The organism is Halomonas lysinitropha (assembly GCF_902500215.1).
Taxonomy (GTDB): Bacteria; Pseudomonadota; Gammaproteobacteria; order Pseudomonadales; family Halomonadaceae; genus Halomonas; species Halomonas lysinitropha.
Map to the genome: position 1 here is coordinate 86,290 of NZ_CABVOU010000031.1, position 26,932 is coordinate 113,221.

Annotated in this window: 20 protein-coding genes and 5 tRNA genes; 12 read left to right on the top strand and 13 right to left on the bottom strand. The window is 65.7% G+C overall.

What is annotated here, in order from left to right; translation table 11 throughout:
* The first annotated feature begins 46 nt into the window (after positions 1-46).
* From HALO32_RS08520 to HALO32_RS08530, 3 genes are all read left to right on the top strand, one after another.
* A complete protein-coding gene (locus tag HALO32_RS08520; RefSeq protein WP_151443359.1) occupies positions 47-1,375 on the top strand; it encodes an aspartate aminotransferase family protein in 1,329 nt (442 codons plus the stop codon).
* Positions 1,376-1,389: 14 nt separating this feature from the next.
* The gene (locus tag HALO32_RS08525) at positions 1,390-1,950 is read left to right on the top strand and encodes a carboxymuconolactone decarboxylase family protein (RefSeq protein ID WP_151443360.1); all 561 of its coding nucleotides are present in this window, start codon (positions 1,390-1,392) and stop codon (positions 1,948-1,950) included.
* Positions 1,951-2,099: 149 nt separating this feature from the next.
* Complete coding sequence (locus tag HALO32_RS08530) at positions 2,100-4,025, top strand: SLC13 family permease (RefSeq protein WP_151443361.1); 1,926 nt, start codon at positions 2,100-2,102, stop codon at positions 4,023-4,025.
* A 79-nt stretch (positions 4,026-4,104) separates the two neighbouring features.
* Here the strand turns inward: HALO32_RS08530 and HALO32_RS08535 are convergent, their stop codons facing one another.
* The 4 genes from HALO32_RS08535 to betI all read right to left on the bottom strand — a co-directional run bounded on the left by HALO32_RS08535 (position 4,105) and on the right by betI (position 10,494).
* A complete protein-coding gene (locus HALO32_RS08535; protein WP_151443362.1) occupies positions 4,105-6,552 on the bottom strand; it encodes an acyl-CoA dehydrogenase in 2,448 nt (815 codons plus the stop codon).
* A gap of 117 nt (positions 6,553-6,669) precedes the next feature.
* Positions 6,670-8,382 (bottom strand): choline dehydrogenase, encoded by a 1,713-nt coding sequence (betA, locus tag HALO32_RS08540; protein WP_151443363.1) that lies wholly within the window; start codon positions 8,380-8,382, stop codon positions 6,670-6,672.
* A 9-nt stretch (positions 8,383-8,391) separates the two neighbouring features.
* Positions 8,392-9,876, bottom strand: a complete 1,485-nt coding sequence (gene betB, locus HALO32_RS08545; RefSeq protein WP_151443364.1) for a betaine-aldehyde dehydrogenase — start codon at positions 9,874-9,876, stop codon at positions 8,392-8,394.
* A 12-nt stretch (positions 9,877-9,888) separates the two neighbouring features.
* Positions 9,889-10,494, bottom strand: a complete 606-nt coding sequence (gene betI, locus HALO32_RS08550) for a transcriptional regulator BetI (RefSeq protein WP_192576471.1) — start codon at positions 10,492-10,494, stop codon at positions 9,889-9,891.
* 181 nt (positions 10,495-10,675) lie between these two features.
* Between betI and HALO32_RS08555 the strand changes: the two genes are divergently transcribed.
* The 5 genes from HALO32_RS08555 to HALO32_RS08575 all read left to right on the top strand — a co-directional run bounded on the left by HALO32_RS08555 (position 10,676) and on the right by HALO32_RS08575 (position 12,276).
* A complete protein-coding gene (locus tag HALO32_RS08555; RefSeq protein WP_151443365.1) occupies positions 10,676-11,641 on the top strand; it encodes a choline ABC transporter substrate-binding protein in 966 nt (321 codons plus the stop codon).
* Positions 11,642-11,726: 85 nt separating this feature from the next.
* A tRNA-Met gene (locus HALO32_RS08560) sits at positions 11,727-11,803 on the top strand.
* Positions 11,804-11,949: 146 nt separating this feature from the next.
* Positions 11,950-12,025 (top strand) — tRNA-Asn (locus HALO32_RS08565).
* A gap of 53 nt (positions 12,026-12,078) precedes the next feature.
* Positions 12,079-12,154 (top strand) — tRNA-Asn (locus HALO32_RS08570).
* Between the two features lie 46 nt (positions 12,155-12,200).
* A tRNA-Asn gene (locus tag HALO32_RS08575) sits at positions 12,201-12,276 on the top strand.
* Between the two features lie 229 nt (positions 12,277-12,505).
* Here the strand turns inward: HALO32_RS08575 and HALO32_RS08580 are convergent.
* On the bottom strand, positions 12,506-14,557 hold the full coding sequence (locus HALO32_RS08580) for a carboxy terminal-processing peptidase (protein ID WP_151443366.1): 2,052 nt from the start codon (positions 14,555-14,557) through the stop codon (positions 12,506-12,508).
* Between the two features lie 142 nt (positions 14,558-14,699).
* Here HALO32_RS08580 and HALO32_RS08585 point away from each other — a divergent pair, with 142 nt between their 5' ends.
* Complete coding sequence (locus HALO32_RS08585; RefSeq protein ID WP_151443367.1) at positions 14,700-15,998, top strand: M18 family aminopeptidase; 1,299 nt, start codon at positions 14,700-14,702, stop codon at positions 15,996-15,998.
* 98 nt (positions 15,999-16,096) lie between these two features.
* Here the strand turns inward: HALO32_RS08585 and HALO32_RS08590 are convergent.
* The 8 genes from HALO32_RS08590 to HALO32_RS08625 form a co-directional block, all read right to left on the bottom strand.
* Positions 16,097-16,173, bottom strand: a tRNA-Met gene (locus HALO32_RS08590).
* Positions 16,174-16,229: 56 nt separating this feature from the next.
* Positions 16,230-17,321, bottom strand: coding sequence for a redox-regulated ATPase YchF (gene ychF, locus HALO32_RS08595; protein WP_151443368.1), 1,092 nt, complete (start codon positions 17,319-17,321; stop codon positions 16,230-16,232).
* Positions 17,322-17,474: 153 nt separating this feature from the next.
* Positions 17,475-18,065: an aminoacyl-tRNA hydrolase gene (gene pth, locus HALO32_RS08600; protein WP_151443369.1), complete on the bottom strand. Its 591-nt coding sequence runs from the start codon at positions 18,063-18,065 to the stop codon at positions 17,475-17,477.
* Between the two features lie 160 nt (positions 18,066-18,225).
* Positions 18,226-18,888: a 50S ribosomal protein L25/general stress protein Ctc gene (locus HALO32_RS08605; protein WP_151443370.1), complete on the bottom strand. Its 663-nt coding sequence runs from the start codon at positions 18,886-18,888 to the stop codon at positions 18,226-18,228.
* Positions 18,889-19,014: 126 nt separating this feature from the next.
* Positions 19,015-19,956, bottom strand: coding sequence for a ribose-phosphate pyrophosphokinase (locus HALO32_RS08610; protein ID WP_192576472.1), 942 nt, complete (start codon positions 19,954-19,956; stop codon positions 19,015-19,017).
* A gap of 93 nt (positions 19,957-20,049) precedes the next feature.
* The gene (ispE, locus tag HALO32_RS08615; protein ID WP_151443371.1) at positions 20,050-20,919 is read right to left on the bottom strand and encodes a 4-(cytidine 5'-diphospho)-2-C-methyl-D-erythritol kinase; all 870 of its coding nucleotides are present in this window, start codon (positions 20,917-20,919) and stop codon (positions 20,050-20,052) included.
* A gap of 1 nt (position 20,920) precedes the next feature.
* A complete protein-coding gene (gene lolB / locus HALO32_RS08620) occupies positions 20,921-21,532 on the bottom strand; it encodes a lipoprotein insertase outer membrane protein LolB (RefSeq protein ID WP_151443372.1) in 612 nt (203 codons plus the stop codon).
* A 22-nt stretch (positions 21,533-21,554) separates the two neighbouring features.
* A complete protein-coding gene (locus HALO32_RS08625; RefSeq protein ID WP_151443373.1) occupies positions 21,555-23,321 on the bottom strand; it encodes a tetratricopeptide repeat protein in 1,767 nt (588 codons plus the stop codon).
* Positions 23,322-23,522: 201 nt separating this feature from the next.
* Between HALO32_RS08625 and hemA the strand changes: the two genes are divergently transcribed.
* Genes hemA through prmC form a run of 3 tightly spaced genes read left to right on the top strand, consistent with a single transcriptional unit; the run spans position 23,523 to position 26,785 of the window.
* Complete coding sequence (hemA, locus tag HALO32_RS08630) at positions 23,523-24,791, top strand: glutamyl-tRNA reductase (RefSeq protein ID WP_151443374.1); 1,269 nt, start codon at positions 23,523-23,525, stop codon at positions 24,789-24,791.
* Positions 24,792-24,800: 9 nt separating this feature from the next.
* Positions 24,801-25,895 (top strand): peptide chain release factor 1, encoded by a 1,095-nt coding sequence (gene prfA, locus HALO32_RS08635; RefSeq protein ID WP_151443375.1) that lies wholly within the window; start codon positions 24,801-24,803, stop codon positions 25,893-25,895.
* A complete protein-coding gene (gene prmC, locus HALO32_RS08640) occupies positions 25,892-26,785 on the top strand; it encodes a peptide chain release factor N(5)-glutamine methyltransferase (RefSeq protein WP_151443376.1) in 894 nt (297 codons plus the stop codon). The genes prfA and prmC overlap by 4 nt, the downstream gene beginning before the upstream one ends.
* Positions 26,786-26,932 lie beyond the last annotated feature (147 nt).

Here is a 26,932-nt window from a genome sequence, read left to right on the forward strand (position 1 = left end):
CGTAAGAAATGACAATCAAATCTGTAAGAACCTGTGTGAGGTCAGCATGAGCCATGTATTCCACCGTCATCTGCAGCAACAATATCCGACTGCCGTGGGCGGCGACGGCCCCTACCTGATCGATTCCGAGGGGCACCGCTACCTGGATGCCTGCGGGGGCGCCGCGGTGTCCTGCCTGGGCCACAGCGATGCCGAAGTGATCGAGGCTATCCGTGAGCAGGTCGGACGACTTGCCTATGCCCACACCTCCTTTTTCACCAACGAGCCGATGGAGGCCCTGGCCGACTTCCTGGTCGAGCGCGCGCCGACGGGCCTCTCCTCCGTCTATTTCGTCTCGGGGGGGTCCGAGGCGGTAGAGGCGGCTCTCAAGCTGGCACGCCAATACTTCATCGAGCGAGGCGAGCCCCAGCGCAAGCATCTTATTGCCCGGCGCCAGAGCTATCACGGCAACACCCTGGGGGCGCTGGCGACCGGCGGCAACGCCTGGCGCCGGCAGCAGTTCGAGCCGCTGCTGGTCGAGGTAAATCACGTCAGTCCCTGCTACGCCTATCGGGATCAGGCCCCCGGCGAGACCGCGGAGGCCTACGGCGAGCGTCTGGCGGCAGAGCTCGAGGCCGAGATCCAGTCGCTGGGGCCGGAGAACGTGATGGCCTTCGTCGCCGAGCCGGTGGTCGGCGCGACCCTGGGGGCGGTTCCCTCTGTGCCGGGCTACTTCACGCGGGTGCGCGAGATCTGCGATCGCCACGGCATCCTGCTGATTCTCGACGAGGTGATGTGCGGCATGGGCCGGACCGGCAGCCTGTTCGCCGCCGAGCAGGAGGGCGTAACCCCGGACCTGATGACCATCGCCAAGGGCCTGGGGGCCGGTTACCAGCCGATTGGTGCAACCCTGGTAAGCGATTCCATTCGCCAGGCCATTGCCGAGGGCTCGGGTTTCTTCCAGCACGGGCACACCTACATCGGTCACGCCACCGCCTGCGCCGCCGCCCTGGCGGTCCAGCGGGCCATCGAGGCGCGTGACCTGCTGCCGCGCGTCGTCCGTCTGGGTGAGGGGCTCCAGCAGCGATTGGAGGCCCGTTTCGGCGAACACCCCTACGTCGGCGATATACGCGGACGGGGGCTGTTCCGCGGACTCGAACTGGTGGCCGACCGCAGCCACAAGACGCCGTTCGACCCATCCCGCAAGGTGCATGCAGCGGTCAAGCGCACGGCCATGGCCAATGGCCTGATGTGCTATCCCATGGGCGGCACCCTGGACGGGCGCCAGGGCGACCATATCCTGCTGGCCCCGCCCTTCATCCTCGACGAATCGCACCTGGACGAGATCGTCGACAAGCTCGATGCGTCTCTGAAGACCGTCTTCGAACGCGCCTGAAGGAGTTCCGTCCCATGTCGATCGACTCCCGCCTCTCCCCCCTGGACGAGAACCGCATGGCGCCCGAGCAGCGTCGCGTACTGGATGCCATCCTGAGTGGCCCCCGCGGCAACCTGGACGGCCCCTTCCTGGCCTGGATCCATAGCCCGGAACTGGCTGATCACGCCCAGCGACTCGGCGCCTTCTGCCGATACGGGACCCGGCTCGAGACACGGTTGACGGAGCTGGCGATCCTGTTCACCGCGGCCTGGTGGCAGTCCCAGGCCGAATGGCAGATCCACGCCCCTATCGCTCGCGAGGCGGGCGTCACCGAGGCCGTGATCGAGGCGCTGCAGGAGGGGCGGGAACCCGCCTTCGAACGCGACGACGAGGCGCTGGTGTATCGCCTGGGCAAGACGCTATACACCACGCGTCGTGTGGACGAGGCGCTCTACGCCGAGGCGGTGGCGGCCTTCGGCGAACCGGCGGTGGTCGAGCTGGTGGGGGTCTTCGGCTATTACGCGCTGGTGGCCATGACGCTGAATGTCTTCGAGGTGCGTCGGGGCACCGGCCCCCTGCCTTTTGCCGAGCCATAGTGGTCGACGAAAGGCAGGGACCGCGAGCAGCGGACCTTCGAGCTGACGCGCTCAGGCCGGGTTCCTTGCATCCTGAGGGAACGAAAGGTCTGGATTTTCTTTCCCGCGGCTGGTGTCCTTGAGTCTCCACGAATATACAGGGAGGTGCCATGGCCGACAGCACGCTGGTCTTCATTGTCCTCGGGTTGACCCTGGCCGCCTTCGCCTGGGGACGCTTCCGCTATGACCTGGTGGCGCTCACCGCCCTGTTGAGCTCGGTGATGCTGGGCCTGGTGCCGGCCAAGGAAGCCTTCAGCGGCTTCGGCCATCCGGCGGTGATCACGGTGGCGGCGGTGCTGGTACTCAGTCGTGGCCTGGAATATTCCGGCGTGGTGGACGTGATCGCCGACAAGGTATTGAAGGTCGGCGATCGACTCTTCCTGCAAATGGTCTCGCTGACCTTCACGGTGGTGGTGCTCTCCGGCTTCATGAACAATGTGGGCGCTCTGGCATTGATGCTGCCGGTCACCATGCGGGTGGCCCGCGAGCACGACACCTCGCCCTCCTTGCTGCTTATGCCGCTGGCCTTCGGTTCGCTGCTGGGCGGTCTGGCCACCCTGATCGGTACCCCTCCCAATATCATCATCTCCAGTTTCCGTAATGACATGCTCGGCGAAAGTTTCGGCATGTTTTCCTTCTTTCCGGTGGGTGCCGTGGTCGCTCTGTCGGGACTGGCCTTCATCGTGTTACTGGGCTGGCGGCTGGTGCCCATGCGAGCCAGCAAGGCTTCCACCGAGGAGATGTTCGATACCGCGAACTATCTGCTCGAGGTCAAGGTAAGAGAGGGGTCCAAGGCCAACGGCTGGACGCTCGACAAGCTACAGCATGAATTGGACGAGACCATACCGGTGCTGGCCGTGATTCGAGATGACCAGCGCTGGGCGGGACACGAGTTCTATGGCCCTCTCAAGGAGGGGGACGCCCTGATGGTGGAAGCGGGCCCGGATGAAATGAAGCAGCTCGAGGACAAGGCCGGTCTCTCGCTGGGCGCCGAGGCGGAGCTCGAGGAGGAGAAGGAGAGGCAGGAGAAGCAACAGGAAGAACGGGAAAAGGAAGAGAGAGAAAGGCAGCAGGACAAGGAAGAGAGCGAGTTCGACGAGGCGGCCTCCCGCACAGATGTGGCGGAAGACGAAGACAAGGACAAGGAGGACGAGCAGCGCGTCATCGATACCGAAGGGCTCCAGCTCATCGAAGCGGTCGTGCGTCGAGATTCGATAATGGTCAATCGAAGTGTTCGGCAACTGGGTCTCCACAACCAGTATGGCCTGCACCTGGTGGCAGTGGCTCGGGAGGGCGTCCGTCTGAAGAAACGTCTGCATGAGATACGCTTCGAGCCCGGGGATGTCGTTCTGCTGCAGGGAGGGGAGAGCAGGCTTACCGAGAGCCTGGCGACGCTTGGCTGTCTGCCCCTGGTCAAGCGCGATCTCCCCACGGGAGAGCCGCCCAGGCTGTGGCTCTCCCTGGGGATCTTTGCAGTAGCCATCGCCGCCATGATACTCGATCTCCTGCCGACCGCGATCGCCCTCTCCAGTGCGGCTCTGCTCTCCCTTCTGGCGGGCGTCCTGCCGCTGCGCGAGGGCTACCAGGCCATCGACGGCCCGGTGATCGTACTGCTGGCCGCCATGATCCCCGTGGGGGAAGCACTGGAGACCAGCGGCGGCGCGCAATCGATCGCCGATACCCTGCTGACTCTCGGCGCCGACTGGCCCATCATGATCACGCTCGCGGGCCTGTTCATCATCTCCATGACGCTCTCCAATATCGTCAACAACAATGCGGCCGCCGTGCTGATGGCCCCCATCGCCGTCAGCCTGGCGCGGGGCTTCGATGTCTCGATGGATCCCTTCCTGATGGCCGTGGCGGTCAGCGCCTCCTGCGCCTTCCTTACGCCTATTGGCCATCAGTCCAACACCCTGGTGATGGGGCCGGGCGGCTACCTTTTCAGGGACTACTGGAGAATGGGACTGCCGCTATCGCTGGTGGTGTTGGTGGTCGCCATACCGATGATATTGCTGGTGTGGCCGCTGGAGGGCTGAAGGGTTAGGAGTGAGGTAGCGTTGTCCTCCACAAGGAAGCCCCGGGTTGGCCGGGGCTTCTCTGGTTCGCTTGTCAAGATCAGGCAGCGTTGTGGCGCAGCACCTTCGACTTGTCGGTGACGAAGGCGTCGTACTCGAAGTCGTCCACACTGAGCAGCTCCAACACCGCGGCCTCCCGCTCGCGCATGAAGGTGGCGTCCTCCTCGCTGATCAGGCCGGCCTTGGCGGCTTCCTCCACCTTCTGCTCGGGATGGAGCGCATCCTCCGGCAATTCGCCCTTGGCGTGGGCCTTGTTGACCGTGCGGTAGAGACTCTCGGCCCGTTCCTGAGTGACCAGCAGGGCATTGTAGTGGGCGAGCGGATTATCCCGGCTGCCGTCATTCTCCTGCCAGGTGGCTTCCAGCAGGTAGTGGCGAAGTGCCGTGTCCCGGGAGACCGCCTGGGCAATCTCGCGGGTCAGGTCATCCTGAGGGCGCTTCCAGCGGCGTCCGGCGGGCATCACGACAATGCGCAGTACCCTGCCCAGGGCACGGTTCGGCAGGTTGTCGAACAGCTCATCGAAGGCCTGCTCGGCCCGTTCCAGCAGGAAACGGCAGCCATAGTGCAGCAGAGCGGCCTCGCCCTCGACCTTGTCGCCCTCGTGCCACTGCTTGAGCGTCATCGAGGCGAGATACAGGTTGGAGAGCACGTCGCCCAGGCGGGCTGAGAGCATTTCACGCTGCTTGAGGGACGAGCCGAGACTCGCCATGGCAGCATCGGCGCAGAGACCGAAACCGGCGGAGAGGCGAGCGATGTCGCGAGCGTAGGGCGCGGCGACCTCGTCGAAGGGGGCGCCCGGTCGGCCGAGCCCCAGGCCCTGGGTAAGGGCACGGGCGGCGTTACCGAAAACCAGCCCGGCGTGGCCGAAGAAGGCGCGGTCGAAGGCCGGCAGGTCGTCGGCATCCTTGGCGGCCAGTTCCTCCAGCACATAGGGATGGCAGCGTATGGCTCCCTGGCCGAAGATCATCAGGTTGCGGGTCATGATATTGGCGCCTTCCACGGTGATGGCCACCGGGTTGGCGCTGTAGCCGATGCCGAGGTAGTTGCGCGGCCCCAGGGTCACCGCCTTGCCGCCGTGGATGTCCATGGCGTCGCCGAGAATCTGGCGCTGGAACTCGGTGAGCTGGCTCTTGAGGATCGCCGAGGGTACCGCCGGCTTCTCGCCGTGGTCGATGGTGTTGGCCGTCTGGTAGACCGCGGCCCGGGAAACGTAGGCCAGCGCAGCCATGCGCGCCAGGGGCTCCTGGACACCCTCCATCTCGGCTATCGGCACGTTGAACTGGCGACGGATACGGGCGAAGCCGCCGCTCCAGCCCAGTGCATAGCGGGCGGTCCCGGTGGCGCCAGAGGGCAGGGTGATGCAACGCCCGATGGAGAGGCACTCCACCAGCATGCGCCAGCCCTGGCCGATCATCTCGGGCCCGCCGATGATGGTATCGAGCGGCACGAAGACGTCATTGCCCCTGATCGGGCCGTTGAGGAAGGGGCTGCCGATAGGGTGGTGGCGGCGCCCGATCTCCATGCTTTCGGTGTCGCGCGGGATCAGCGCCAGGGTAATGCCGCGATCCTCCTCGTCGCCGAGCAGGTGCTCGGGGTCGAAGAGGCGAAAGGCCAGGCCCACCACGCTGGCAATGGGGGCCAGGGTGATCCAGCGCTTCTCGAAGGTCAGGCGCAGGCCCAGCACCTGCTCGCCATCGACCTCCTGCCGACACACCACGCCGGTATCGGGCAGGGCCGTGGCGTCGGAACCGGCACGGGGGCCGGTCAGACCGAAGCAGGGGATCTCGCGTCCGTCGGCCAGCCGCGGCAGGTAGTGGTCCTTCTGGGCCTCGGTGCCGTACTTGAGCAGCAACTCGCCCGGGCCCAGGGAGTTGGGCACGCCCACGGTGACCATCAGCGTCTCGCTGACCGAGAGCTTCTGGAGCACCAGCGACTGCGCCTTGGCGGAGAAGCCCAGGCCGCCGTACGCCTTCGGGATGATCATGCCGAAGAAGCCTTCCTTCTTGAGGTACTCCCAGAGCTCCTGGGGCAGGTCGGCGCGCTCCCGGGCGATCTCCCAGGCGTTGCACATGCCGGCGGCCACGCTGCACTGGTGGTGGAGGAAGGCCTGCTCCTGTTCCGTGAGCCCCTCGTCACGGTAGCCGAGCAACGCCTGCCAGTCGGGTCGCCCGGTAAAGAGCTCGCCGTCCCAGGCCACCGTGCCGGCCTCCAGGGCGATGCGCTCGGTCTCCGAGACCCGCGGCGCGACTTTCTTGAACAGGGCGAAGAGGCGAGGCGAAAGCCAGCGGATGCGCAACGTCGGCAGGCCGGCTACCGCCACCAGGGCGGCACCGACCAGCAGCAGCCCGCCCAGCAGGGATGAGGCGAAGAGCAGGCTAGCCAGGCCGGTGACGGCGAGCACACCGAGGGCGGGCAGGGCACCCGCCTCGCGGCGCATCACGACGAGCAGGCCGGCGAGGGCCGCGATCAGCAGGATCAGGGTGAGCATGGCGTGACTCCGATTGTTGTGGAACGCAAGAGTTCGAACGGATGTTTGAATTCTTGCAGACTAGTCCACTTTCCTGCAACCGGCCAGTCACGCTCTGCTGTTCACTGAGCGATCCTGCTACTCGGTTAAGCTCAAGTCTTGATGTATCCGGCGCTGAGGCTCCTTGCGGGCTGGGGCGTTGCCCGCCACGTAGTAGGGGGCGTCGCTTTGCGGCAAGGGTTCGCGGCCTCGGATGCGGTCGGCGATCTTCTCGGCGAGCATGATGGTCGGCGCGTTGAGGTTGCCGGTGGGAATCACCGGGAACAGCGAGGCGTCCACTACCCGCAGCCCTTCGAGGCCGTGTACCCGGCCCTGGCTGTCCACCACGGCATCGTCGCCTTCGCCCATCCGGCAGCTGCCGCAGGGATGGTAGGCGGTCTCGGCATGGGCCTTGACGAAGGCGTCCAGCTCGGCGTCAGACTGCACGTCCGGCCCCGGCGAGATTTCCCGGCCGCGGTAGGGAGCGAAGGCGGGCTGAGCGATGATCTCGCGGGTCAGGCGGATGGCATCGCGGAACTCCCGCCAGTCCTTGTCGGTGGACATGTAGTTGAAGAGGATGCTCGGCGCGGCCTCGGGGTGTCGGGAAGTCAGGTGGATTCGCCCGCGGCTCGCCGAGCGCATGGAGCCTACATGCGCCTGGAAGCCGTGGGCCTGGACCGCGCTCTTGCCGTTATAGCTGATGGCAATGGGCAGGAAGTGGTACTGCAGGTTGGGCCACGCCTCCTGATCATTGCTGCGGATAAAGCCCGCCGCCTCGAACTGGTTGCTGGCCCCCACGCCGCTGCCCAGGAAGAGCCACTCGGCACCGATCTTCGGCTGGTTCCACCACTTCAGCGCCGGGTAGAGCGAGATCGGCTGGGTGCACTCGTACTGGATATACATCTCCAGATGATCCTGGAGATGGGCGCCGACATTGTCGTTGACCTGCACCGGTGCGATGCCGACCTCTTCCAGGAGGTCTCTCGCTCCGACGCCCGAACGCTGAAGGATCTGCGGCGAGGCGATGGCCCCGCCGCACAGCAGCACCTCCTGGCGGGCGCGTACTCGCTGCTCCTGGCCGCGGCGCCGGAAGCGCACGCCCACGGCTCGCTTGCCCTCGAAATCGATAACGTCGGTGAGGGCTCGGGTCTCGATGGTCAGGTTCGGCCGCCCCTTCGCCTGGTCGAGGTAGCCGCGGGCGGTGGAGGCGCGACGGCCGTTCGGCGTGACGAAGCGGTCCATGGGGCCGAAGCCCTCCTGCTGGTAGCCGTTGACGTCCTCGGTCTCCGGGTAGCCGGCCTGCTTGCCCGCCTCGATAAAGGTGCGATATAGGGGGTTATTCCCCTCTTTCGGCGTGGTCACACTCACCGGACCCTCGCCGCCATGGTAGGCGTCGGGGCCGATGTCGCGGCTCTCGGACTTCCGGAAATAGGGCAGGCAGTCGGCGTAGGTCCAGTCCTCGAGGCCTGGCGCCTCGGCCCAGTGGTCGTAGTCCAGGGCGTTGCCGCGGATGTAGCACATGCCGTTGATCAGCGAGGAGCCGCCCAGCCCCTTGCCCCGGCCACACTCCATGCGTCGGCCATCCATGTGGGGCTCGGGGTCGGTCTCGAAGGCCCAGTTGTAGCGCTTGCCCTGCAGTGGATAGGCCAGCGCGGCCGGCATCTGGGTGCGGAAGTCGACGCGGTAGTCGGGGCCGCCGGCCTCGAGCAACAGCACGCTGACGCCTTCGTCCTCGGTCAGGCGAGTGGCCAGCACGTTGCCGGCCGATCCCGCACCGATGATGATGTAGTCGAATTCACGAGTCTGTGGCATGGGATCTCCTTAAAACACCGACTCGAAGGGGCCCATCTCGATCTGCACCGACTTGGTCTGGGTGTAGTGAGTCAGGGTCTCGAGGCCGTTCTCGCGGCCCACGCCGGACTGCTTGTAACCGCCCACCGGCATCTCGGCGGGGGACTCCCCCCAGGTGTTGATCCAGCAGATGCCGGCCTCCAGGCGATGAATCACCCGGTGGGCGCGGTTGAGGCTCTCGGTGAAGACGCCGGCTGCCAGGCCGTAGTGGGTATCGTTGGCGCGACGGATCACCTCTTCCTCGTCGTCGAAGGCCAGGATCGCCATCACCGGGCCGAAGATCTCCTCGCGCACGACGCGCATCTCGTCCGTGCAGTCGGTGAACACCGTGGGGGCTGCCCAGGCGCCTTTCGACCACTCGATCCCGTTGCTCTCGCCCTGATGCCATGCATCACCACCGGCCAGCACCCTGGCGCCTTCCTGCTCACCCAGCGCGATGTAGGAGAGCACCTTTGCCTGATGCTCGAAGCTCACCAGTGGGCCGAAGTTGACGCTCGGATCCATCGGGTCCCCGGCCCTGATGCGCGCCACGCGCTCGGCGATTCTTGCCTCGAAGGCCTCCTTCACCGAGCCCTCAACGAACACCCGGGTGCCGTTGGTGCAGATCTGCCCGCTGGAGTAGAAGTTGGCCATCATGGCGGCATCGGCGGCGCGGTCCAGGTCGGCGTCGGCGAAAACGATCAGCGGCGACTTGCCGCCCAGTTCCATGGTCACGTCCTTGAGGGTGGAGCCCCCGGCGGCGGCCATCACCTTCTTGCCGGTCCCCACCTCGCCGGTGAAGGAGACCTTGTCGATGTCGGGGTGGCCGGTCATCAGAGCGCCGACGCTGCCGTCGCCATGGATCACATTGAAGACGCCGTCGGGCAAGCCGGCCTCGGTGAAGATCTCGGCGAGCCGCATGGTGGTGAGCGGGGTGACCTCGCTGGGCTTGAAGACCACGGCGTTGCCGGCGGCCAGTGCCGGGGCACTCTTCCAGCAGGCGATCTGGATGGGATAGTTCCAGGCACCGATGGCGCCGATCACGCCCAGGGGCTCGCGGCGCGTATAGACAAAGGAACCCTCGCGCAGCGGGATCTGGCTGCCCTCGATGGCGGTGGCCAGGCCGGCGTAGTACTCGAGGACGTCGGCGCCGGTAACGATGTCCACCGCGGCGGTCTCGCTGATCGGCTTGCCGGTGTTGCGGGTCTCGAGCTCGGCCAGCTCGTCATTGCGTTCCCTTAGAAGCGCCACGGCGCGGTTGAGGATACGGCCGCGCTGCATGCCGCTCATCGCCCCCCAGATGCGCTGGCCCTTGCGAGCGGCCGCCACGGCGGTATCCACGTCGGCCTCGGCGGCCTGCTGAACGTCGGCCAGCCGCGAGCCGTCGAAGGGGTTGACCACCGAGAAGATCTCGCCGGAGGTGGCGGCCGTGCGACGGCCGTCGATGTAGAGGGTCTGGGTCTCGAGGGGTGTCATGGTGACCTCCATTCAGGAAGGGGAAGAAGTGTCTCGAGTGTCGAGAAGGCGCTCGAGGTAGTCCCGGGCCAGGCGTCGTGCCTCGTCGCTGTCCAGGCCCTCGCGGGTCAGGGCGCCGCGCAGCCACAGGCCGTCGATCAGGGCAGCCAGTGCGCGGGCACAGGCGCGGGCCTCGTCACGGGGCATCAGACGGCGGAACTGGTGGCAGAGGTTGGCGTAGAGGCGCCGGTCATTGACCTGCTGCAGGCGTGCCAGCTCGGGCTCGTGCATGCTGCTGGCCCAGAAGGCCAGCCAGGTCTTGGCCACCGGCCCGGTGACCTGGCTGCCGTCGAAGTTGCCGTCGATGATGGCGCCGAGATGGTCTCTAGGGTTCCGGGTCGTGAGCTCGCGGCGCCGGGCTGCTACCGCCTCGCCCAGGTCCCAGAGAATCTGGCGCATGGTGGCTTCCAGCAGGCCGTCCTTGCCACCGAAATAGTGGCTGATGATGCCGGCTGAAACGCCCGCGTGTCGGGCGATGCGCATCACCGTGGCATCGGCCAGGCCGACCTCGTCGATCGCCGCCATGGTGGCCTTGATTAGCTGCTGGCGGCGAATGGGTTCCATTCCAACCTTGGGCACCGTCGCTGACTCCTGTCCCGGGCAATTGATCTTGCAACCACCACATGAAGCATGGTTACCATGTGCACAGCTTGCCATTTTTTTATTGAACGTTCAATCAATAAAGGCGGACAAATTCAGCCTTCGACCGGTAGCATCGCTATCGCGTCTATACTTCATGTCCAACCGGAGGAATCCTCACATGTACACTCGCAATCTGAATCGTCGACTGACCCTGGGTCTCAGCGCTGCCGCCATCGGGATCGCCGTGTCGCCACTGCAGGCCGCCGCTCCCGAGAGCTGCGAGACCGTGCGCTTCGCCGAGGTCGGCTGGACCGACATCACCGCGACCACCGCCCTTACCACCGAGGTGCTGGAGGCCATGGGCTACGAGACGCGTATCGACACCGTCTCCGTGCCCATCGCCTACCAGGGCATGAAGAACGACGATTTCGACGTCTTCCTGGGCAACTGGATGCCTTCCATGGCCTCCATCAGCGACCCCTTCGTCGAGGATGGCGACGTCGAGCGCCTGGGAGCCAACCTGGAAGGTGCCAAGTACACCCTCGCGGTGCCGCAGTACGTCCATGATGCCGGCGTCACCTCGGTGGCCGACCTGGCCGAGCATGCCGAGCGGTTCGACAGCAGCATTCACGGCATCGAGGCCGGCAACGACGGCAACCAGCTGATCCAGCAGATGATCGACGAAGACGCCTTCGGCCTGGGCGACTGGCAGCTGATCGATTCCAGTGAGGCCGGCATGCTCGCCGAACTGGGCGCCCGGGTACCTGATGAGCAGTGGATGGTGTTCCTCGGCTGGGAGCCGCATCCCATGAACACCAACTTCGACATGGCCTACCTGGAAGGCGCCGATGACTACTTCGGCCCTGATCTCGGTGGCGCCACCGTCTACACCAATACTCGTGCCGGCTACGTCGCGGAGTGTGCCAACGTGGGGGAGCTGCTGGAAAACCTCGAGTTTACCCTCGAGATGGAGAACCAGCTGATGGCTGAGATCATGGACGAGGGTGCCGATCCCCGCGATGCCGCCCGTGCCTATCTGCAGGCCAACCCCGAGATCCTGGAGACCTGGCTCGAGGGTGTCGAGACCCGCGAGGGCGAGCCGGCGCTGCCGGCGGTCAAGCGTGCCCTCGATATCAAGGCGTGAGTGTTCGCGCGGGCTTGCCATGCAGCAGGCCCGCGTGCATAATCCCATCCCGTTGCCCGGCTGCTGTCGGGCAAGCTATTGATAAGGCTACGTAGCTCAGCTGGTTAGAGCACATCACTCATAATGATGGGGTCCCCTGTTCGAATCAGGGCGTAGCCACCAGAACTCGCGAAGACGCCCGCCAGTTGGAAACGACCAGGTGGGCGTTTTTCGTTGGCGTCAGGTAGAGCGGGCGACTGGGTAAAATGCCAATCCCTGCTTGACCTTGCGGACCCGATCCGTATACTACGTCCCGTGCTTGAGGTCATTCCCCGATAGCTCAGTTGGTAGAGCAAATGACTGTTAATCATTGGGTCGCAGGTTCGAGTCCTGCTCGGGGAGCCAGCTTCGCTCATGCGGCGAGGGATCTCGACAAGCACATTGCGGCATGCGGTCATTCCCCGATAGCTCAGTTGGTAGAGCAAATGACTGTTAATCATTGGGTCGCAGGTTCGAGTCCTGCTCGGGGAGCCAATCGCTCCTGATTGCCTGTCGTATTCTCCGCGTTATCCTGCATCCTTCCCCGATAGCTCAGTTGGTAGAGCAAGTGACTGTTAATCACTGGGTCACAGGTTCGAGTCCTGTTCGGGGAGCCAGGCTTCTCCAGTGATCATCCTTTCCTGCTCCTGCTGTGTTTGTTTCTTGGCTCATTGCCCAGCGACTGCTGTCGTCGTCCCCGAGTTGCCCGGCCTCGTTACCCGCGGTTGCCCCGTGCGTCTGGCCTGACCGTTCATCCGGTGTGGTGATGGGGTCCAAGAGGGCGCCTGGCCCTGGGGTCCGGCGCCTCTTGCTGCGGGTAACTGCACAATTGCCCTGGTTCGGGCGTCAGTTGCGTTCAGCAAATTGCCAGGTGCCCTTGAGCTGGCTGTAGTCGAGCAGGATCTGAGCCGCTTCCTTGATCTGGGCACGGTCGATGGGTTCCTCGTCGCCACTCTCTTCGTCGCGGGCATCGATCCACTCTTCCAGCGGGTCCAGGCCAAGGGCGCGACGCCGTTCGTTCTCGAGAGCGAGCCGTTCGGCCTCCTGGGCTTCCACCTCGCGCTGGCGCTGCTCACGATTGAGGCTGACGCTGGTGTGCTGCTCGCGAAGGCGGCTGACCAGTTCGGACTGCTGCTCGAGGTAGTGGAAGTTCGGATGCTCTGCAGCACGCTCTTGATGGCGGCTGCGCAGCGTATCGAGGTACTGCTGGGGCTCGCCATAGGTGCGGTACTGCACCTCACGCACCGTATCCCACTCCAGGGCGTTGTCGAGGCTGCTCTCGCCGATAAGTTCCGGGTCGATCAGGCTCGGAAAACGAATGTCCGGCTCCACGCCACGATGCTGGGTGCTTGCTCCCGAGATGCGGTAGAACTTGGCCCGGGTCAGCTTGATCTCGCCATGGCTGAGCTCGTTGAGGGTCTGGACCGTTCCCTTGCCGAAGGTATCGGTGCCCACCACCAGACCACGACCGTAGTCCTGGATGGCGCCGGCAAAGATCTCGGAAGCCGAGGCCGACAGGCGGTCGACCAGCACGGCCAGGGGGCCATCGTAGAGAGTGCCGCTCTCGGTGTCGCCATAGAGACTGATGCGGCCACGGGCATCGCGGACCTGAACGGTGGGGCCACGGTCGATGAACAGACCGATCAGCGAGTTGGCTTCTTGCAGCGCCCCCCCCCCGTTGTTGCGCAGGTCGAGCACGATGCCTTCGACGCCCTCGGCCTGGAGTCGCTCCACCTCCTTGGCCACGTCGCGGGTGGTGCTGCGGTAGTCCTCCTCCCCGGCCTGCCAGGCATCGAAGTCCACGTAGAAGGTGGGAATCTCGATCACGCCGAGGCGATGGGTGCCGTCGTCCCGTTCGATCTCGATGACCTCGCCCTGGGCGGCCTGCTCCTCCAGATCGACCGTATCGCGGGTGATATCGACCACCGTGGTACGGGTCATGTCGACGGCCTGGGCGGGCACCACTTCGAGGCGCACCTCTGACCCCTTGGGGCCGCGAATCATGTCGACCACGTCGTCGAGGCGCATGCCCACCACGTTGACGATCTCCTCGCCTTCCTGGCCGACGCCGACGATGCGATCGGCCGGCTGCAGGGCGCCATCGCGCTCGGCCGGCCCGCCTGGCACCAGGCTCGAGACCTTGACGTATTCTCCGTCAGCCTGGAGCAGGGCACCGATGCCCTCCAGCGACAGACGCATCTGGATGTCGAAGGACTCACCCTGGCGCGGCGAGAGATATTCGCTGTGAGGGTCGATGCTGCCGGTCACTGCGGCCATGAAGAGTCCGAAGACATCACTCTCGTTGGTCTGGCGCAGGCGAGACAGCTGCCCCTCGTAGCGCTGGCGCAGGTTGGCTTCCACCTGCTCCGCGTCCTGGTCGCTGATGGTCAGGGTCAGGGCCGCGTTCTTGAGCCGTTTCATCCACAGCTCATCCAGGGTCTCCTGCTGGCCGGCCCAGGGGGCATCATCACGCTCCAGTTTCAGGCGCTGCTCGCTGTCGAAAGCGAAGTCGACACCGTCGTCAAGCCGCTCCAGCAGCCATTCGAAGCGCGACTCGGCGCGGTCGTGATAGCGCTGATAGAGGGCGAAGGGACGGGTCAGGTTGCCCTCGAGCAGCGCCTCGTCCATGCCCGTTTCCAGATCGCTGAAGGCGGCCACGTCGCTGTCCAGCAGAAAGGCACGCTGGCCATCGAGGATGTCCAGGAAGCGCGAGAAGGCCTGCTCCGACCAGTCGTTGTCGAAACTGATATCCGCGTAATGGCCGTAGCGCAGCGATTCGGCCACTTCCGCGGATACCTGGCGCTGGGCATCGCTCGGCTCGACCGCGGCCAGTGCCGGCATGGTGATCAGCAGCAGGGCCAGGACCGTCGAACGTCCAAGGGTGACTAACTGGCTCATCGATGAAGCACTCCCCGATTCGTGTACACTTGATACCTACCCAGACCCCGCGCCGGCTGACGAGTTGCATGGACAGAATGCGCAGTATATCAGCTTGATCGTGTTGCCAAGACCCCTGAAACGCTCCGCGATAGAGGAATTCATGTCCCAGGATGTCCGACTCGAGCGACTGCTTGATTTCCTGCGTCGATCTCCCACGCCCTGGCATGCCACGGCCAACATGGCCAGGCGACTGGAGGAGGCCGGCTACCGGCGTCTCGAGGAGACCGATGCCTGGCGACTGGCCCCCGGTGAGCGTGTCTACGTCACCCGTAACGACTCCTCGCTCATCGCCCTGCAGCTACCCGCTGAGCCGCTCGAGGCGCTGCGCCTGATCGGGACCCATACCGACAGCCCCGGCCTGCGCCTCAAGCCCAATCCCGCCCAGAGTGCGGCGGGCTGGCTCCAGCTCGGTGTGGAGGTCTATGGCGGCGCCCTGCTGGCTCCCTGGTTCGATCGTGACCTGGGGCTGGCGGGACGGGTGCACCTTCGCCACGCCGACGGCCGTATCGAGGGCGTGCTGCTCGATATCGAGCAGCCGCTGGCGATCATCCCGAGCCTGGCCATCCATCTGGATCGCGAGGCCAACAACGGCCGGGCCATCAATGCCCAGACCGAGATGGCCCCCGTCTTCCTGCAGGGCGGAGATAAGCCTGACCTCGAGCGCCTGCTCAAGCGCTGGCTCGCCGAGCAGCACGGCCTCGAAGAGGTCGAGCTTCTCGACTTCGAGCTCGCCTTCCGCGACATGCAGCCGCCGGCCCGGGTCGGGGTCGACGGTGAGCTGATCGCCAGTGCCCGGCTCGACAACCTGCTTTCCTGCTTCATCGGCCTGGAGGCCCTGCTGGGTAGCGACGGGCGTCAAGCAGCGGTGCTGGTGGCCAACGACCATGAAGAGGTGGGGAGTGCCAGCGCCTGCGGCGCCCAGGGCCCTTTCCTCGGTGACGTGCTACGGCGGGTCAATGCGCAGCTCGGTGAACCCGGCGACGAGGGCTTCATTCGCTTGATCCAGGCCTCACGGCTTATCTCCTGCGACAATGCCCATGCGCTGCACCCCAACTTCCCGGACAAGCATGATGCCGCCCACGGCCCGTTGCTCAATGGCGGGCCGGTGATCAAGGTCAACGCCAGCCAACGCTATGCCACCAACAGCGCCACAGCGGCGCTATTCCGTGATCTCTGCCATGCCGTCGATGTGCCGGTGCAGAGCTTCGTGACCCGCGCCGACATGGGCTGCGGCAGCACCATTGGCCCGATCACCGCCACCGAGCTCGGCGTGCCGACCCTGGATGTCGGCGTGCCCCAGTGGGCGATGCACTCGATCCGCGAGACCGCCGGCGCCCAGGACGTGGAGTACCTGACCCGCGTGCTGATCGCCTTCGTCAATCGTGCCGAGCTTTCCTGACGCTGAGCTACGCACGGTGCGCTGACAACCATCGGCTGGCGTCTCAAGCCTGGAGCCAAAAAAGCCCGCCTGGTTCGCCAGGCGGGCTTTTCGGTATCTGGTGGCTACGCCCTGATTTGAACAGGGGACCCCATCATTATGAGTGATGTGCTCTAACCAGCTGAGCTACGTAGCCGAACAACGGGAGCGAATTCTAGGGAGCTTTCCCTGGTGCGTCAAGGCCTTCGTGCCTCACACATTGAAGCGGAAGTGGATCACGTCGCCGTCCTGGACGATGTACTCCTTGCCCTCCAGGCGCCACTTGCCGGCGTCCTTGGCGCCCTGCTCGCCGCCCAGGCTGACGAAGTCGTCGTAGGCGATGACCTCGGCGCGGATGAAGCCCTTCTGGAAGTCGGTATGGATCACGCCAGCAGCCTCGGGGGCGGTGGCTCCCACCTTTACCGTCCAGGCTCGGACCTCCTTGGGGCCGGCGGTGAAGAAGGTCTGCAGGCCGAGCAGGGCATAGCCGGCACGGATCACCCGGTCGAGCCCGGGCTCTTCCATGCCCATCTCGTCCAGGAACATGGCGCGCTCCTCGTCCTCCAGCTCGGCGATCTCGGCCTCGATCTGGTTGCATACCGGTACCACCACCGCGCCTTCCTCGGCGGCCATCGCGTTGACCACCTCGAGGTAGGGGTTGTCCTCGAAACCGTCCTCGTTGACGTTGGCGATGTACATGGTGGGCTTGAGCGTCAGGAAGCCGAAGCTCTTGAGCTGGCGCTGCTCGTCCTCGCCCAGGCCGACGCTTCTCAAGGGCAGGCCCTCGGCCAGGTGAGGCTGAATGCGCTCGAGGATCGCCTTGGTGGCAATGGCCTCCTTGTCGCCGCCCTTGGCGACGCGTACCAGGCGCTGGATGGCACGCTCGACGGTGTCGAGGTCGGCCAGCGCGAGCTCCATGTTGATGATCTCGATATCGGCACGCGGGTCGATCTGGTTGGCGACGTGGATCACGTTGTCGTTGTCGAAGCAACGAACCACATGGGCGATGGCCTGGGTCTCGCGGATGTTGGCCAGGAACTTGTTGCCCAACCCCTCACCCTTGGAGGCACCGGCCACCAGGCCGGCGATGTCGACGAACTCCATGGTGGTGGGTATCACCTTCTGAGGCTTGATGATCTCCGCCAGCTTGTCGAGGCGCGGGTCGGGCATCGGCACGATGCCCACGTTGGGTTCGATGGTGCAGAAGGGGAAATTCTCGGCGTCGATGCCGGACTTGGTCAGCGCATTGAACAGCGTGGACTTGCCGACGTTGGGCAGGCCGACGATACCGCAGTTGAAACCCATGGAATTGTCCTGGAGAACGAGTTCGGGAATGAAGAATGATCGGTATTCTACGCCACCGAGCGATAAGCCTTAAGCGGTCAGCCGTAAGAAAACCCGTACCGTCGAGCAGTGGGGTGAATTACGGCTTATGGCTTCAAGCTGACAGCTGGCGTTTCAGCCTCCGGCGGTAAAACTGTGCAGCCGATTCATGGCCTTTGCCCAGTCGCCGGCCACGGCCTGGGGAAGCGTGGCAATGCATTCGTCGAGGGCGTCATCGATGGCGGCAAGCTCCGCCTTGCCGGGACTGCTGAGCACATAGCGGGTCACATGACGGCTGTCGCCGGGATGGCCGATGCCGATGCGCAGGCGATGGAAGGACCTGTCGTTGCCCAGCGCGCTGATGATGTCGCGCAGGCCGTTGTGCCCGCCGTGACCTCCACCTGTCTTGTAGCGCGCTGTGCCCGGCGGCATGTCGAGCTCGTCATGGGCCACCAGCAGCTCGTCAGGAGAAAGCTTGAAGAACTGGCAGAGCGCCGCCACGGCACCACCGCTGCGGTTCATGAAGGTGGTGGGCTCCAGCAAGTGTACTTCCTGGCCATCCAGGTGAACCTTGGCGTGCAGGCCCAGGAACTTCTTCTCCGGGCGCAGCTCGCCACCGGCCACCCGTGCCACGGCCTGTACCAGCCAGGCACCGGCATTGTGACGGGTGGCTGCGTAGTCGGCACCGGGGTTGCCCAGTCCAATGATCGCCTTGACCTGGCTCATGTGTGTCTCCAAAAAATCATCGGGAATGATTTTTGACGTCGCGTTAGCGGCGGTCCGTAGGATGGCCGCCAGGGATGGACGGCCATAAAAAAATCAAGCGCCGGGGCGCTTGATCGATGAAGGGAGGGGCCATGCGCGACATGGCCCCGGACAGACGCGATTACTCGGCGCTGTCTTCGCCTTCTCCGCCCTCGGCGGATCCACCGCCTTCCTCGCCTTCCTCACCCTCTTCCGTTCCACGGATCTTGGGCTTGGAGATGCTCAGCACGGCGTTGTCATGGTCCTCGCCGTGTGTGAGGGCGACGATGGTCACGTCGGCCGGCACGCTCAGGTCGGAAAGGTGCAGGGTCGTGCCCAGCGCAACCGCGCTGATGTCGATCTCCAGGTAGTCGGGGAGATCCTTCGGCAGGCAGCTGATCTCGACATCGTTGGCGAGCACGTGGAGCTCGCCACCCTCGTCCTTGATGCCCGTGCACGTTTCCTCGCCCACCACGTGCAGCGGCACGCGCAGGGTGATCTCGTGGGTGGCATCGACCCGCAGGAAGTCGGCATGGGTGACCAGCGGCTTGTAGGGGTGACGCTGGAGGTCACGCACCACGACCTGCTGGGCCTTGCCGTCTACCTGCAGGTTGATCACGGAGGAGAAGAAAGCCTCGTCTTCCAGCGCCTTGTAGAAGCTGGTCTTGTCGACGGCAATGGGCTGCGGCGCCTTTTCGCCACCATAGATGATGGCCGGCACCTGTTCGTTCGCACGACGCAGGCGGCGGCTCGCACCTTTCCCCAGGTCGTTGCGAACGCTGGCATTGAGTGTGTAATCGGACATGGAATTGCCTCTTTCAAGAAATAAGGAAAGCGCCGTGGTCCGCGACCAGACCATGGCGTTTCCGGGAGCCCCGCAGGGCATGTGTCCCGCGCCACATTCTTCTGAACGAGTCCTGATGACCCGCGTTCAGTGGAACATGGCGCTGACGGATTCTTCGTTGCTGACCCGGCGAATCGCCTCGGCGATCAGTCCGGCGACACTGAGCTGGCGGATCTTGCCGCTGCGTCGCGCGATCTCGGAGAGGGGGATGGTGTCGGTCACCACTACCTCGTCGAGCACCGAATCGGTGATGTTGTCTACCGCGGGCCCCGACAGGATCGGGTGGGTAGCGTAGGCGACCACGCGTCGGGCGCCTCGGGCCTTCAGGGCCTCGCCGGCCTTGCACAGGGTGCCGGCGGTGTCGATCATGTCGTCCACCACCACGCAGGTACGACTCTCTATCTCGCCGATGATGTGCATCACCTGGGCCTGGTTGGCCGAGGGGCGCCGCTTGTCGATGATGGCAAGGTCGGCGTTGAGCTGCTTGGCGATGGCGCGGGCGCGCACCACACCGCCGACGTCCGGCGATACCACCACCAGGTCGTCGTAGTTCTGGCGCTCGATATCATCGAGCAGGATCGGCGAGCCGTAGACGTTGTCCACCGGCACGTCGAAGAAGCCCTGGATCTGGTCGGCGTGCAGATCCATGGTCATGACTCGGTCGACCCCGGCCTTGACCATCATGTCGGCGACGATCTTGGCCGAGATCGGTACGCGGGCGGAACGCACCCGGCGATCCTGACGGGCATAGCCGAAGTAGGGCACGACGGCGGTGATCCGGGTGGCGGAGGCCCGCCGCAGGGCGTCCACCATCAGGATCAGTTCCATCAGGTTGTCATTGGTCGGTGCACAGGTGGACTGCAGGATGAACACATCCTTGCCGCGCACGTTCTCGTTGATCTCGACCGCGACTTCGCCGTCGCTGAACTGGCCGACCGTGGCATTGCCCAGGTAGGTGTCCAGACTCTCGGCGACTTTTCGGGCGAGTTCGGGATTGGCATTCCCGGCGAAAACCATCAGTTTTGACACGCGCAGCCACCTTTGCTGTGTTGGGTCTTCAGGGATTCGGGTCGATGGTTCCGGGATGTTCAGGGATGCCTCGACGCCCGTGGGCGGGGAAGGTCATCGACCCAGCGCAGCATGGAGAGGTGAGCGATTCAGACCGCGTGCCTTGAAGGCTTGCCAGCCCTCGGGAACCTCGGCCAGGAGTCGGTCGGCCTGAGTCTCGCTGCCGAGCCGGCCAAAGACACAGGCGCCGGTGCCGGTCAGCATGGCCGGCGCTCGGATCGCCAGCCAGTCGAGCACGTGAGCCACCTTGGGATACAGTGCCCGGACGGTGGGCTCGCAGTCGTTGGTCCAGCTCCCCGCTCCCCCCTGCAGTGCGCGCGCCATGGTAATCGGGGGGGTATGGCGTGTCAATTGCGCTGCCCCGAACACCGCCGGGGTGGAGACCGTTACACCGGGGTGGATGACAACGAACCAGGGGGTGTCGAGTTCGACCGGCGTGAGGCGTTCGCCGACCCCCTCGGCCCAGGCCGCATGGCCATGCACGAACACCGGAACGTCGGCTCCCAGGCTCAGGCCGAGTTCGGCCAGGCGTGCCTGCGACAGCCCCAGGCCCCAGAGGGTGTCGAGACCCAGCAGGGTGGTCGCGGCATCCGAACTGCCGCCGCCGAGGCCTCCGCCCAGGGGCAGGTGCTTGTCGAGATGGATGTCCGCCCCCAGGCGACAGCCGCTTGCGACCTGCAGCAGACGGGCGGCACGCACCACCAGGTTGTCTTCGGTCTCCACCCCGGGCAGGCGGGGAGCGAGGCGGATCGCACCATCCTCGCGGCTGCACAGGGTGAGGGTGTCGCCGATGTCGAGGAACTGGAACAGCGTCTGCAGGTCGTGGTAGCCATCCGCCCGGCGACCGGTGATATGCAGCAGGCGATTGAGCTTGGCCGGTGCCGGCAGCACCAGCGCTTCGTTCAGGAGAGGAGAGGGCGGCATGTCAGTCGTCGAGGGCCGGGCGCCAGTCGGTGACCACCAGGGTGACCCGCAAGTCGTCATAGGTCATCACCAGGCGTCTGGGCAGCCAGAGATCGGCGACACGCTCCCAGTCACGATATTCGATCCCCCAGCCATCCTGCTCGAGGCGAAGGGGAAAGCCCAGTTCGTCCTCTTCCAGCCGATGGGCGCTGTCTTCTGCCGGCAGTCCGCGGATCCACTCGGAGAGCGCGCTGACCGGCAGTGACCAGCCCAGTTGCTCTTCCATCAGTGCCTCGGGGCTCTCGGCTTCGAAGCGGCCCTCGGCGGTGGTCAGCGAGAAGCGTCCTTCGCGCCCCTCCAGGGTGCTGCGCCCGCTGCCGAATGGCCCGCTGATCAACAGACGATAATAGTGGGAGTGCTGGCTCCAGTCCAAGTTGGCGCTGGTTGACTCCTCGGGGGTGCGCAGGCCGACCTTGCCGACCAGCACCCAGGTGTCGAGTTCGGCCAGGCGATCGGCCTGGGCCTGCCACTGGCCCGCAGCGCGCTCTCCTTCGGGAGCGGGCTCACGGCCGGCACAACCGACCAGCAGGGCCAGAACAAGCAGGGGAGATAGCAGTCGCAGCAGTAGGGTCATGGAGAGTTCCGTTCGTCAGGGGTCAGTCAACGGACCCGGTTGCATCCAGTTCCGGGTAGCGTTGCAGCAGTTCGTCGATCCGCGGGCGCTCGTCGAAGCGTTGCCGGGCCTCCTGGAGCAGCTCGCGTGCTCGCGCTTCCTCGCCCAGTACCCAAAGCACCTCGATCAGGTGGGCGGCGACCTCCTGGTCGGGCATGGCCGACCAGGCGCGCTCTAACCAGGGCAGGGCGTCTTCTGGGTTGCCCTGGCGATAGAGGACCCAGCCCAGGCTGTCGAGGATGGCCGGGTTGTCTGGCTCCAGCGCGTGGGCCCGCTCGATCAGCTCGCGCGCCTCTTCCAGGCGGCCCTCGAGGTCAAGATCGGCGAGGGTGTAGCCCAGGGCGTTGAGGGCGTTGGCGTTCTCCGGGTCCTGCTCGATGATATGGCGGAGGTCGGACTCCATGGCGGCAAGATCGTTGTCGGCAAAGGCGCGCATGGCCCGCTGGTAGCGTAGTCGTTCGTCGTCGGGGTGCTGGGAGAGTTCGCTGTCGAGCAGGGCATCGGCCTGCTCCTCGAGGCCGGCCTCGTCGAGCAGCTCGACCTCCAGGGAGACCAGCTCGCTCCGGTAGGCCTCGTGACGCAGCCGCTCGAGGCGCAGGAAGGCGCGCGCATCGAGCATCCGATCCTCGTCGATCAGCATTCGCGCTGCGCTCAGACGGGCGCTCAGGAACTGCTCACTCTCTGGCACCTGGCGATAATAAAGAAGCGCGTTATCCACCTCCCCCTCGTCCTCGGCGATGGCACCGAGCAGCAGGAAGGCCAGCGGTGGCGCCTCGTCGTCCCCGACCAGAGGCAGCAGCAAGCGGCGTGCCTGGGGCAGATGCTCTTTCTCCAGGAACAGCCGTGCCAGGCCCAGGCGCAGTTCGGGATCGTCACCATGGTCATCGAGCAGCGCATTGGTGGTGGCCTCGGCGGCTTCTATGCGGCCCAGTCGGATCTCGGCACGAGCCAGCAGCAGCATCAGGCGCGGGTCGCCCGGCGCGACTTCCAGACCCAGTCGCGCCGCCGATCGTGCCTGGGAGGGGGCGTCGGCCTCCAGGGCCAGGCGAGCGCGTATCTGCCAAAGCTCGGGCTGCTCGGGGGCCGTCCGGGCCAGTCGCGTCAGGCGTTGCTCGGCGGCCGTGCGCTCACCGGCGGCGGCTTCCAGCAGGGCGGTGGCCAACTCGCTGTCATAGCGCGGCTCGTCGAGACTCGCCAGGTGCTTGCGCATTCTGGTCAACAGCGGCGCCGGATCGGCACCGGCCTCGAGGGCGCCCTCCACGAAGCCTGTCAGTTCCTCACGAGCGCCACGCGCGATGGCCGACAGGCGCTGTTCCAGGGCGGTATTCCAGTCGCCGCGCTGGATGGCGAGGCTGGAGAGCAGGCGTGCCGGTGCGTCGCTCTGGGGTGCCAGGGACTGCCAGCGACGTGCGGCCTCTTCGAGCAACCCGGCGTCTTCGCTGAAGCGGGCGGCCAGGGTGGCGCGTTCGGCGAGAGCCGCGGCGTCGTAGCGTTCGGCGACGTCAAGAAAGCCTCGGGTAGCGCGCGGGTAGTCGCCGCGCTGTCCGGCCAGTTCAGCCACCAGCAGGCCGGAGAGGCTGTCGGCATCCAGGCCTCGGGTAACCGGCGGCGCGGCTGCCATCGGGTCTGCAGTGGCTTCGGCGGCCGAAGAGCCCCCTGGCAGGGCCTGGCAGCCGGCGAGCAGGCTCGCCAGCGCCAGGGGCACCAGGGAAAGGGGGCGAGTGATTCGGGGGAGCGTTCCGCGGGGCATGCGCGTCTCGTGCATGGGAAAGAGTGGCCAGCATAACGGCTCGCCTCTCCCGGGCAAAGCATGATCCCGATCACGGCATGTCATGGCGCCCCGGGTGGGAGGCCTGTGGTAGAATGCGGCGCTTCGAGGATGGGCGGTCCGCGTCGGCGGATATGATCACTGCGCCCTGCCGAAACCACGACTCGCGAAGATGCCGAACGCATGACGCTTCTTGCCCTGGGAATCAACCACCGGACCGCCACCATCGAGGTGCGCGAGCAGGTCGCCTTCTCGCCGACTCAGCTAGAGGCGGCGCTGGCCGAACTGCGTGCCTTGCCGGACGTGCGCGAGGCAGCCGTTCTCTCTACCTGCAACCGTACCGAGCTCTACTGCGTCACCGAGGCTATCGGCGAGCGGGAGATCCTCGATTGGCTGGGCCGTTTCCACGGGCTGCGGGTGGAGGACCTGTCGCGCTGTGCCTATCACTTTCATGAGAATGAGGCGGCACGCCACCTGATGCGGGTGGCCGTGGGGCTGGATTCCATGGTGCTGGGCGAGCCCCAGATACTGGGCCAGCTCAAGGAAGCCTACCAGGCGGCTCGCCGTACCCGTGGGCTGGGCGGCGAGCTCGAGTGTCTGTTCCAGAATACCTTTGCCGTGGCCAAGCAGGTACGTACCGAGACGGGCATCGGCCGCAACCCGGTGTCGGTAGCCTATGCGGCGGTCAGCCTGGCCAGCCGCATCTTCGGCGACTTCACCCGTTCGCGGGCGCTGTTGATCGGCGCCGGCGAGACCATCGAGCTGGTGGCGCGCCACCTCCACGAGGCCGGCGTTCGCCAGCTCACCGTGGCTAATCGCACCCGTGAGCGGGCCGAGGCCCTCTCCGGCCCGCTGGGTGGCAAGGCGATCACCCTCGATGGGATTCCCGAAGCGCTCGTCCATGCCGACATCGTGATCTCCTCTACCGCCGCACCGCTGCCGATCCTCGGCAAGGGCATGGTCGAGCGGGCGTTGAAGAAGCGCCGCCACCGGCCGGTATTCATGGTCGACATCGCCGTGCCCCGGGACATCGAACCCGAAGTGGGCGAGCTCAGCGATGTCTTCCTCTATACCGTCGATGACCTCCAGGAGGTCATCGAGGAAAACCGCCGGCATCGCCAGGTGGCCGCCGACCAGGCCGAGTCGCTCATCGAACACGGCGTGGGCAACTGGCTGCATGAGCGGCGGATTCGCAGCGGCGGCGAGTTGATTCGCGACGTGCGTGCCCGCGGCGAGGCCATGCGTGACCTCTCCGAGCAGCAGGCCCTGGCGCGCCTGGCCCGCGGCGAGGATCCCGAGCTGGTGATTCGTCGCCTGGCCCATCAATTGACGAATCGGCTCATGCACCGTCCTACGGTCGCCATGCGGGAGGCGGCCTCCCGGGAGCGTCGCGACCTGCTGGACGCCGCTACTACCCTGCTGCTGGATGAATCCACCGACCACTCCCGATAGGAGGCGCCGATGAAAGCCACCCTGCGCCAGCGCCTCGATGCCTTCGTCGAGCGCTTCGAGGAGCTTTCCGCCCTGCTGGCGGAACCCGAGGTGATCAGCGACCAACCACGCTTTCGAGATTATTCGCGGGAATATGCCGAGCTCGAACCCCTGGTGGAAGCCTGGCGCGAGTACTGCGCCGTGGAGGACGACATCGCCTCCGCCGAGCAGCTGCTCGGCGATGCCGATGCGGAGATGCGCGAGCTGGCCGAACTCGAACGCGACGAGGGACATCAGAGGCTCGAGGCCCTCGAGGTTCGGCTCAAGCACCTGCTGGTGCCCAAGGATCCCGACGACCGACGCAACGTCTTCCTCGAGATCCGCGCCGGCACCGGCGGTGACGAGGCGGCGTTGTTTGCCGGTGATCTCTTCCGCATGTATGCCCGCTATGCCGAGCAGCACGGCTGGAAGGTGGAAGTGGTCAGCGCCAGTCATGGCGAGCAGGGCGGCTACAAGGAGATCATCTCGCGGGTCAAGGGCGAGGGCGTCTATGCGCGGCTCAAGTTCGAGTCCGGTGCCCACCGGGTGCAGCGCGTGCCGGCCACCGAGTCCCAGGGGCGCATCCATACCTCCGCCTGCACGGTGGCGGTGATGCCAGAGGCCGATGAAGTGGGCGAGATCGATATCGATTCCAGCGATCTGCGCGTGGATACCTTCCGCTCCAGCGGCGCCGGCGGCCAGCACGTCAACACTACCGACTCGGCCATCCGCATCACCCACCTGCCCAGTGGCGTGGTGGTGGAGTGCCAGGAGGAGCGCAGCCAGCACAAGAACCGCGCCAAGGCGATGTCGCTGCTCGCCGCGCGACTCAAGCAGTCCGCCGTGGCCAGCCAGCAGCAACAGCAGGCCGATGCCCGGCGCTCCCTGGTGGGCTCCGGTGATCGCAGCGAGCGCATTCGAACCTACAACTTTCCCCAGGGCCGGGTCACCGACCACCGCATCAACCTGACGCTCTACAAGCTGACCGAGGTGGTCAGCGGCGAGCAACTCGACGACGTCATCGACCCGCTGATCCACGAGTACCAGGCCGAGCAGCTGGCGGCCCTCCAGCAGAACGCCGGATGACCATCGACGCCCTGCTGGCGAGGGCCGCCCGGCGCCTCGCCGCGTGTGATTCCCCGAGCGGGCGGCTCGACGCCGAGGTGCTGCTCTGCCACGTGCTGGGCGTCGATCGCACCTGGCTCTACACCTGGGGCGATCGCGAGGCGCCGATCCTTGCGCGGGCCCGCTTCGAGGCGTTACTGGCGGCGCGCGCCCTCGGCCACCCCGTGGCCTATCTGACCGGCGTACGGGAGTTCTGGGGGCTGAGGCTTGCCACCTCGCCGCATACCCTGATTCCCCGCCCCGATACCGAGCGGCTCGTGGAAGCGGCCCTGGCACATGGCGCATCGGACCAGGGCCGGCTGCTGGACCTCGGTACCGGCACCGGGGCCGTCGCCCTGGCCTTCGCCAGCGAACGGCCCGGCTGGTCGGTGGTCGGCATCGACCTTAGCCTGGAGGCGGTGGCCCTGGCTCGGTACAATGCCCAGCGCCTCGCCATCGGCAACGTCGATTTCCACACGGGGGACTGGTTCACGGCACTGAATGAAGAGAGCGAAAAGCATGACGAGAGCGGCAGTGCGCGCTTCGACCTCATCGTCTCGAACCCGCCGTATATTGCCGAGGACGATCCCCACCTGCGCCAGGGTGACCTGCGATACGAGCCGCAGAGCGCCCTGGTGGCGGCCGAGCAGGGGCTGGCTGACCTGCGCCATCTGGTGGACGAGGCCCGCTCCCACCTGGTCCCCGGAGGCTGGCTGTTGCTCGAGCATGGCCATGGCCAGGGGGCGGCGGTGCGCGAGGCTCTCGCTGCGGAGGGCTATGCGGATACGGCGACTCTGCGAGATCTTGGCGGCCATGACCGAGTCAGCCTGGGACGTCACGTTGAGGGCCGGGCTGGAGGCGAGCGGTCGTGATGTGGTATAGCTTGACCAGTAAAAAACGCCACGTCTCGTCACTTTTGCATGCGTGAAACCCACTGTAGCGCTATTGGTGGGGGATTTTCAGATGATCTTGCTGTCGCGACGACGTGAACTGCCCATTGCTACCGGCATGCCCACGAC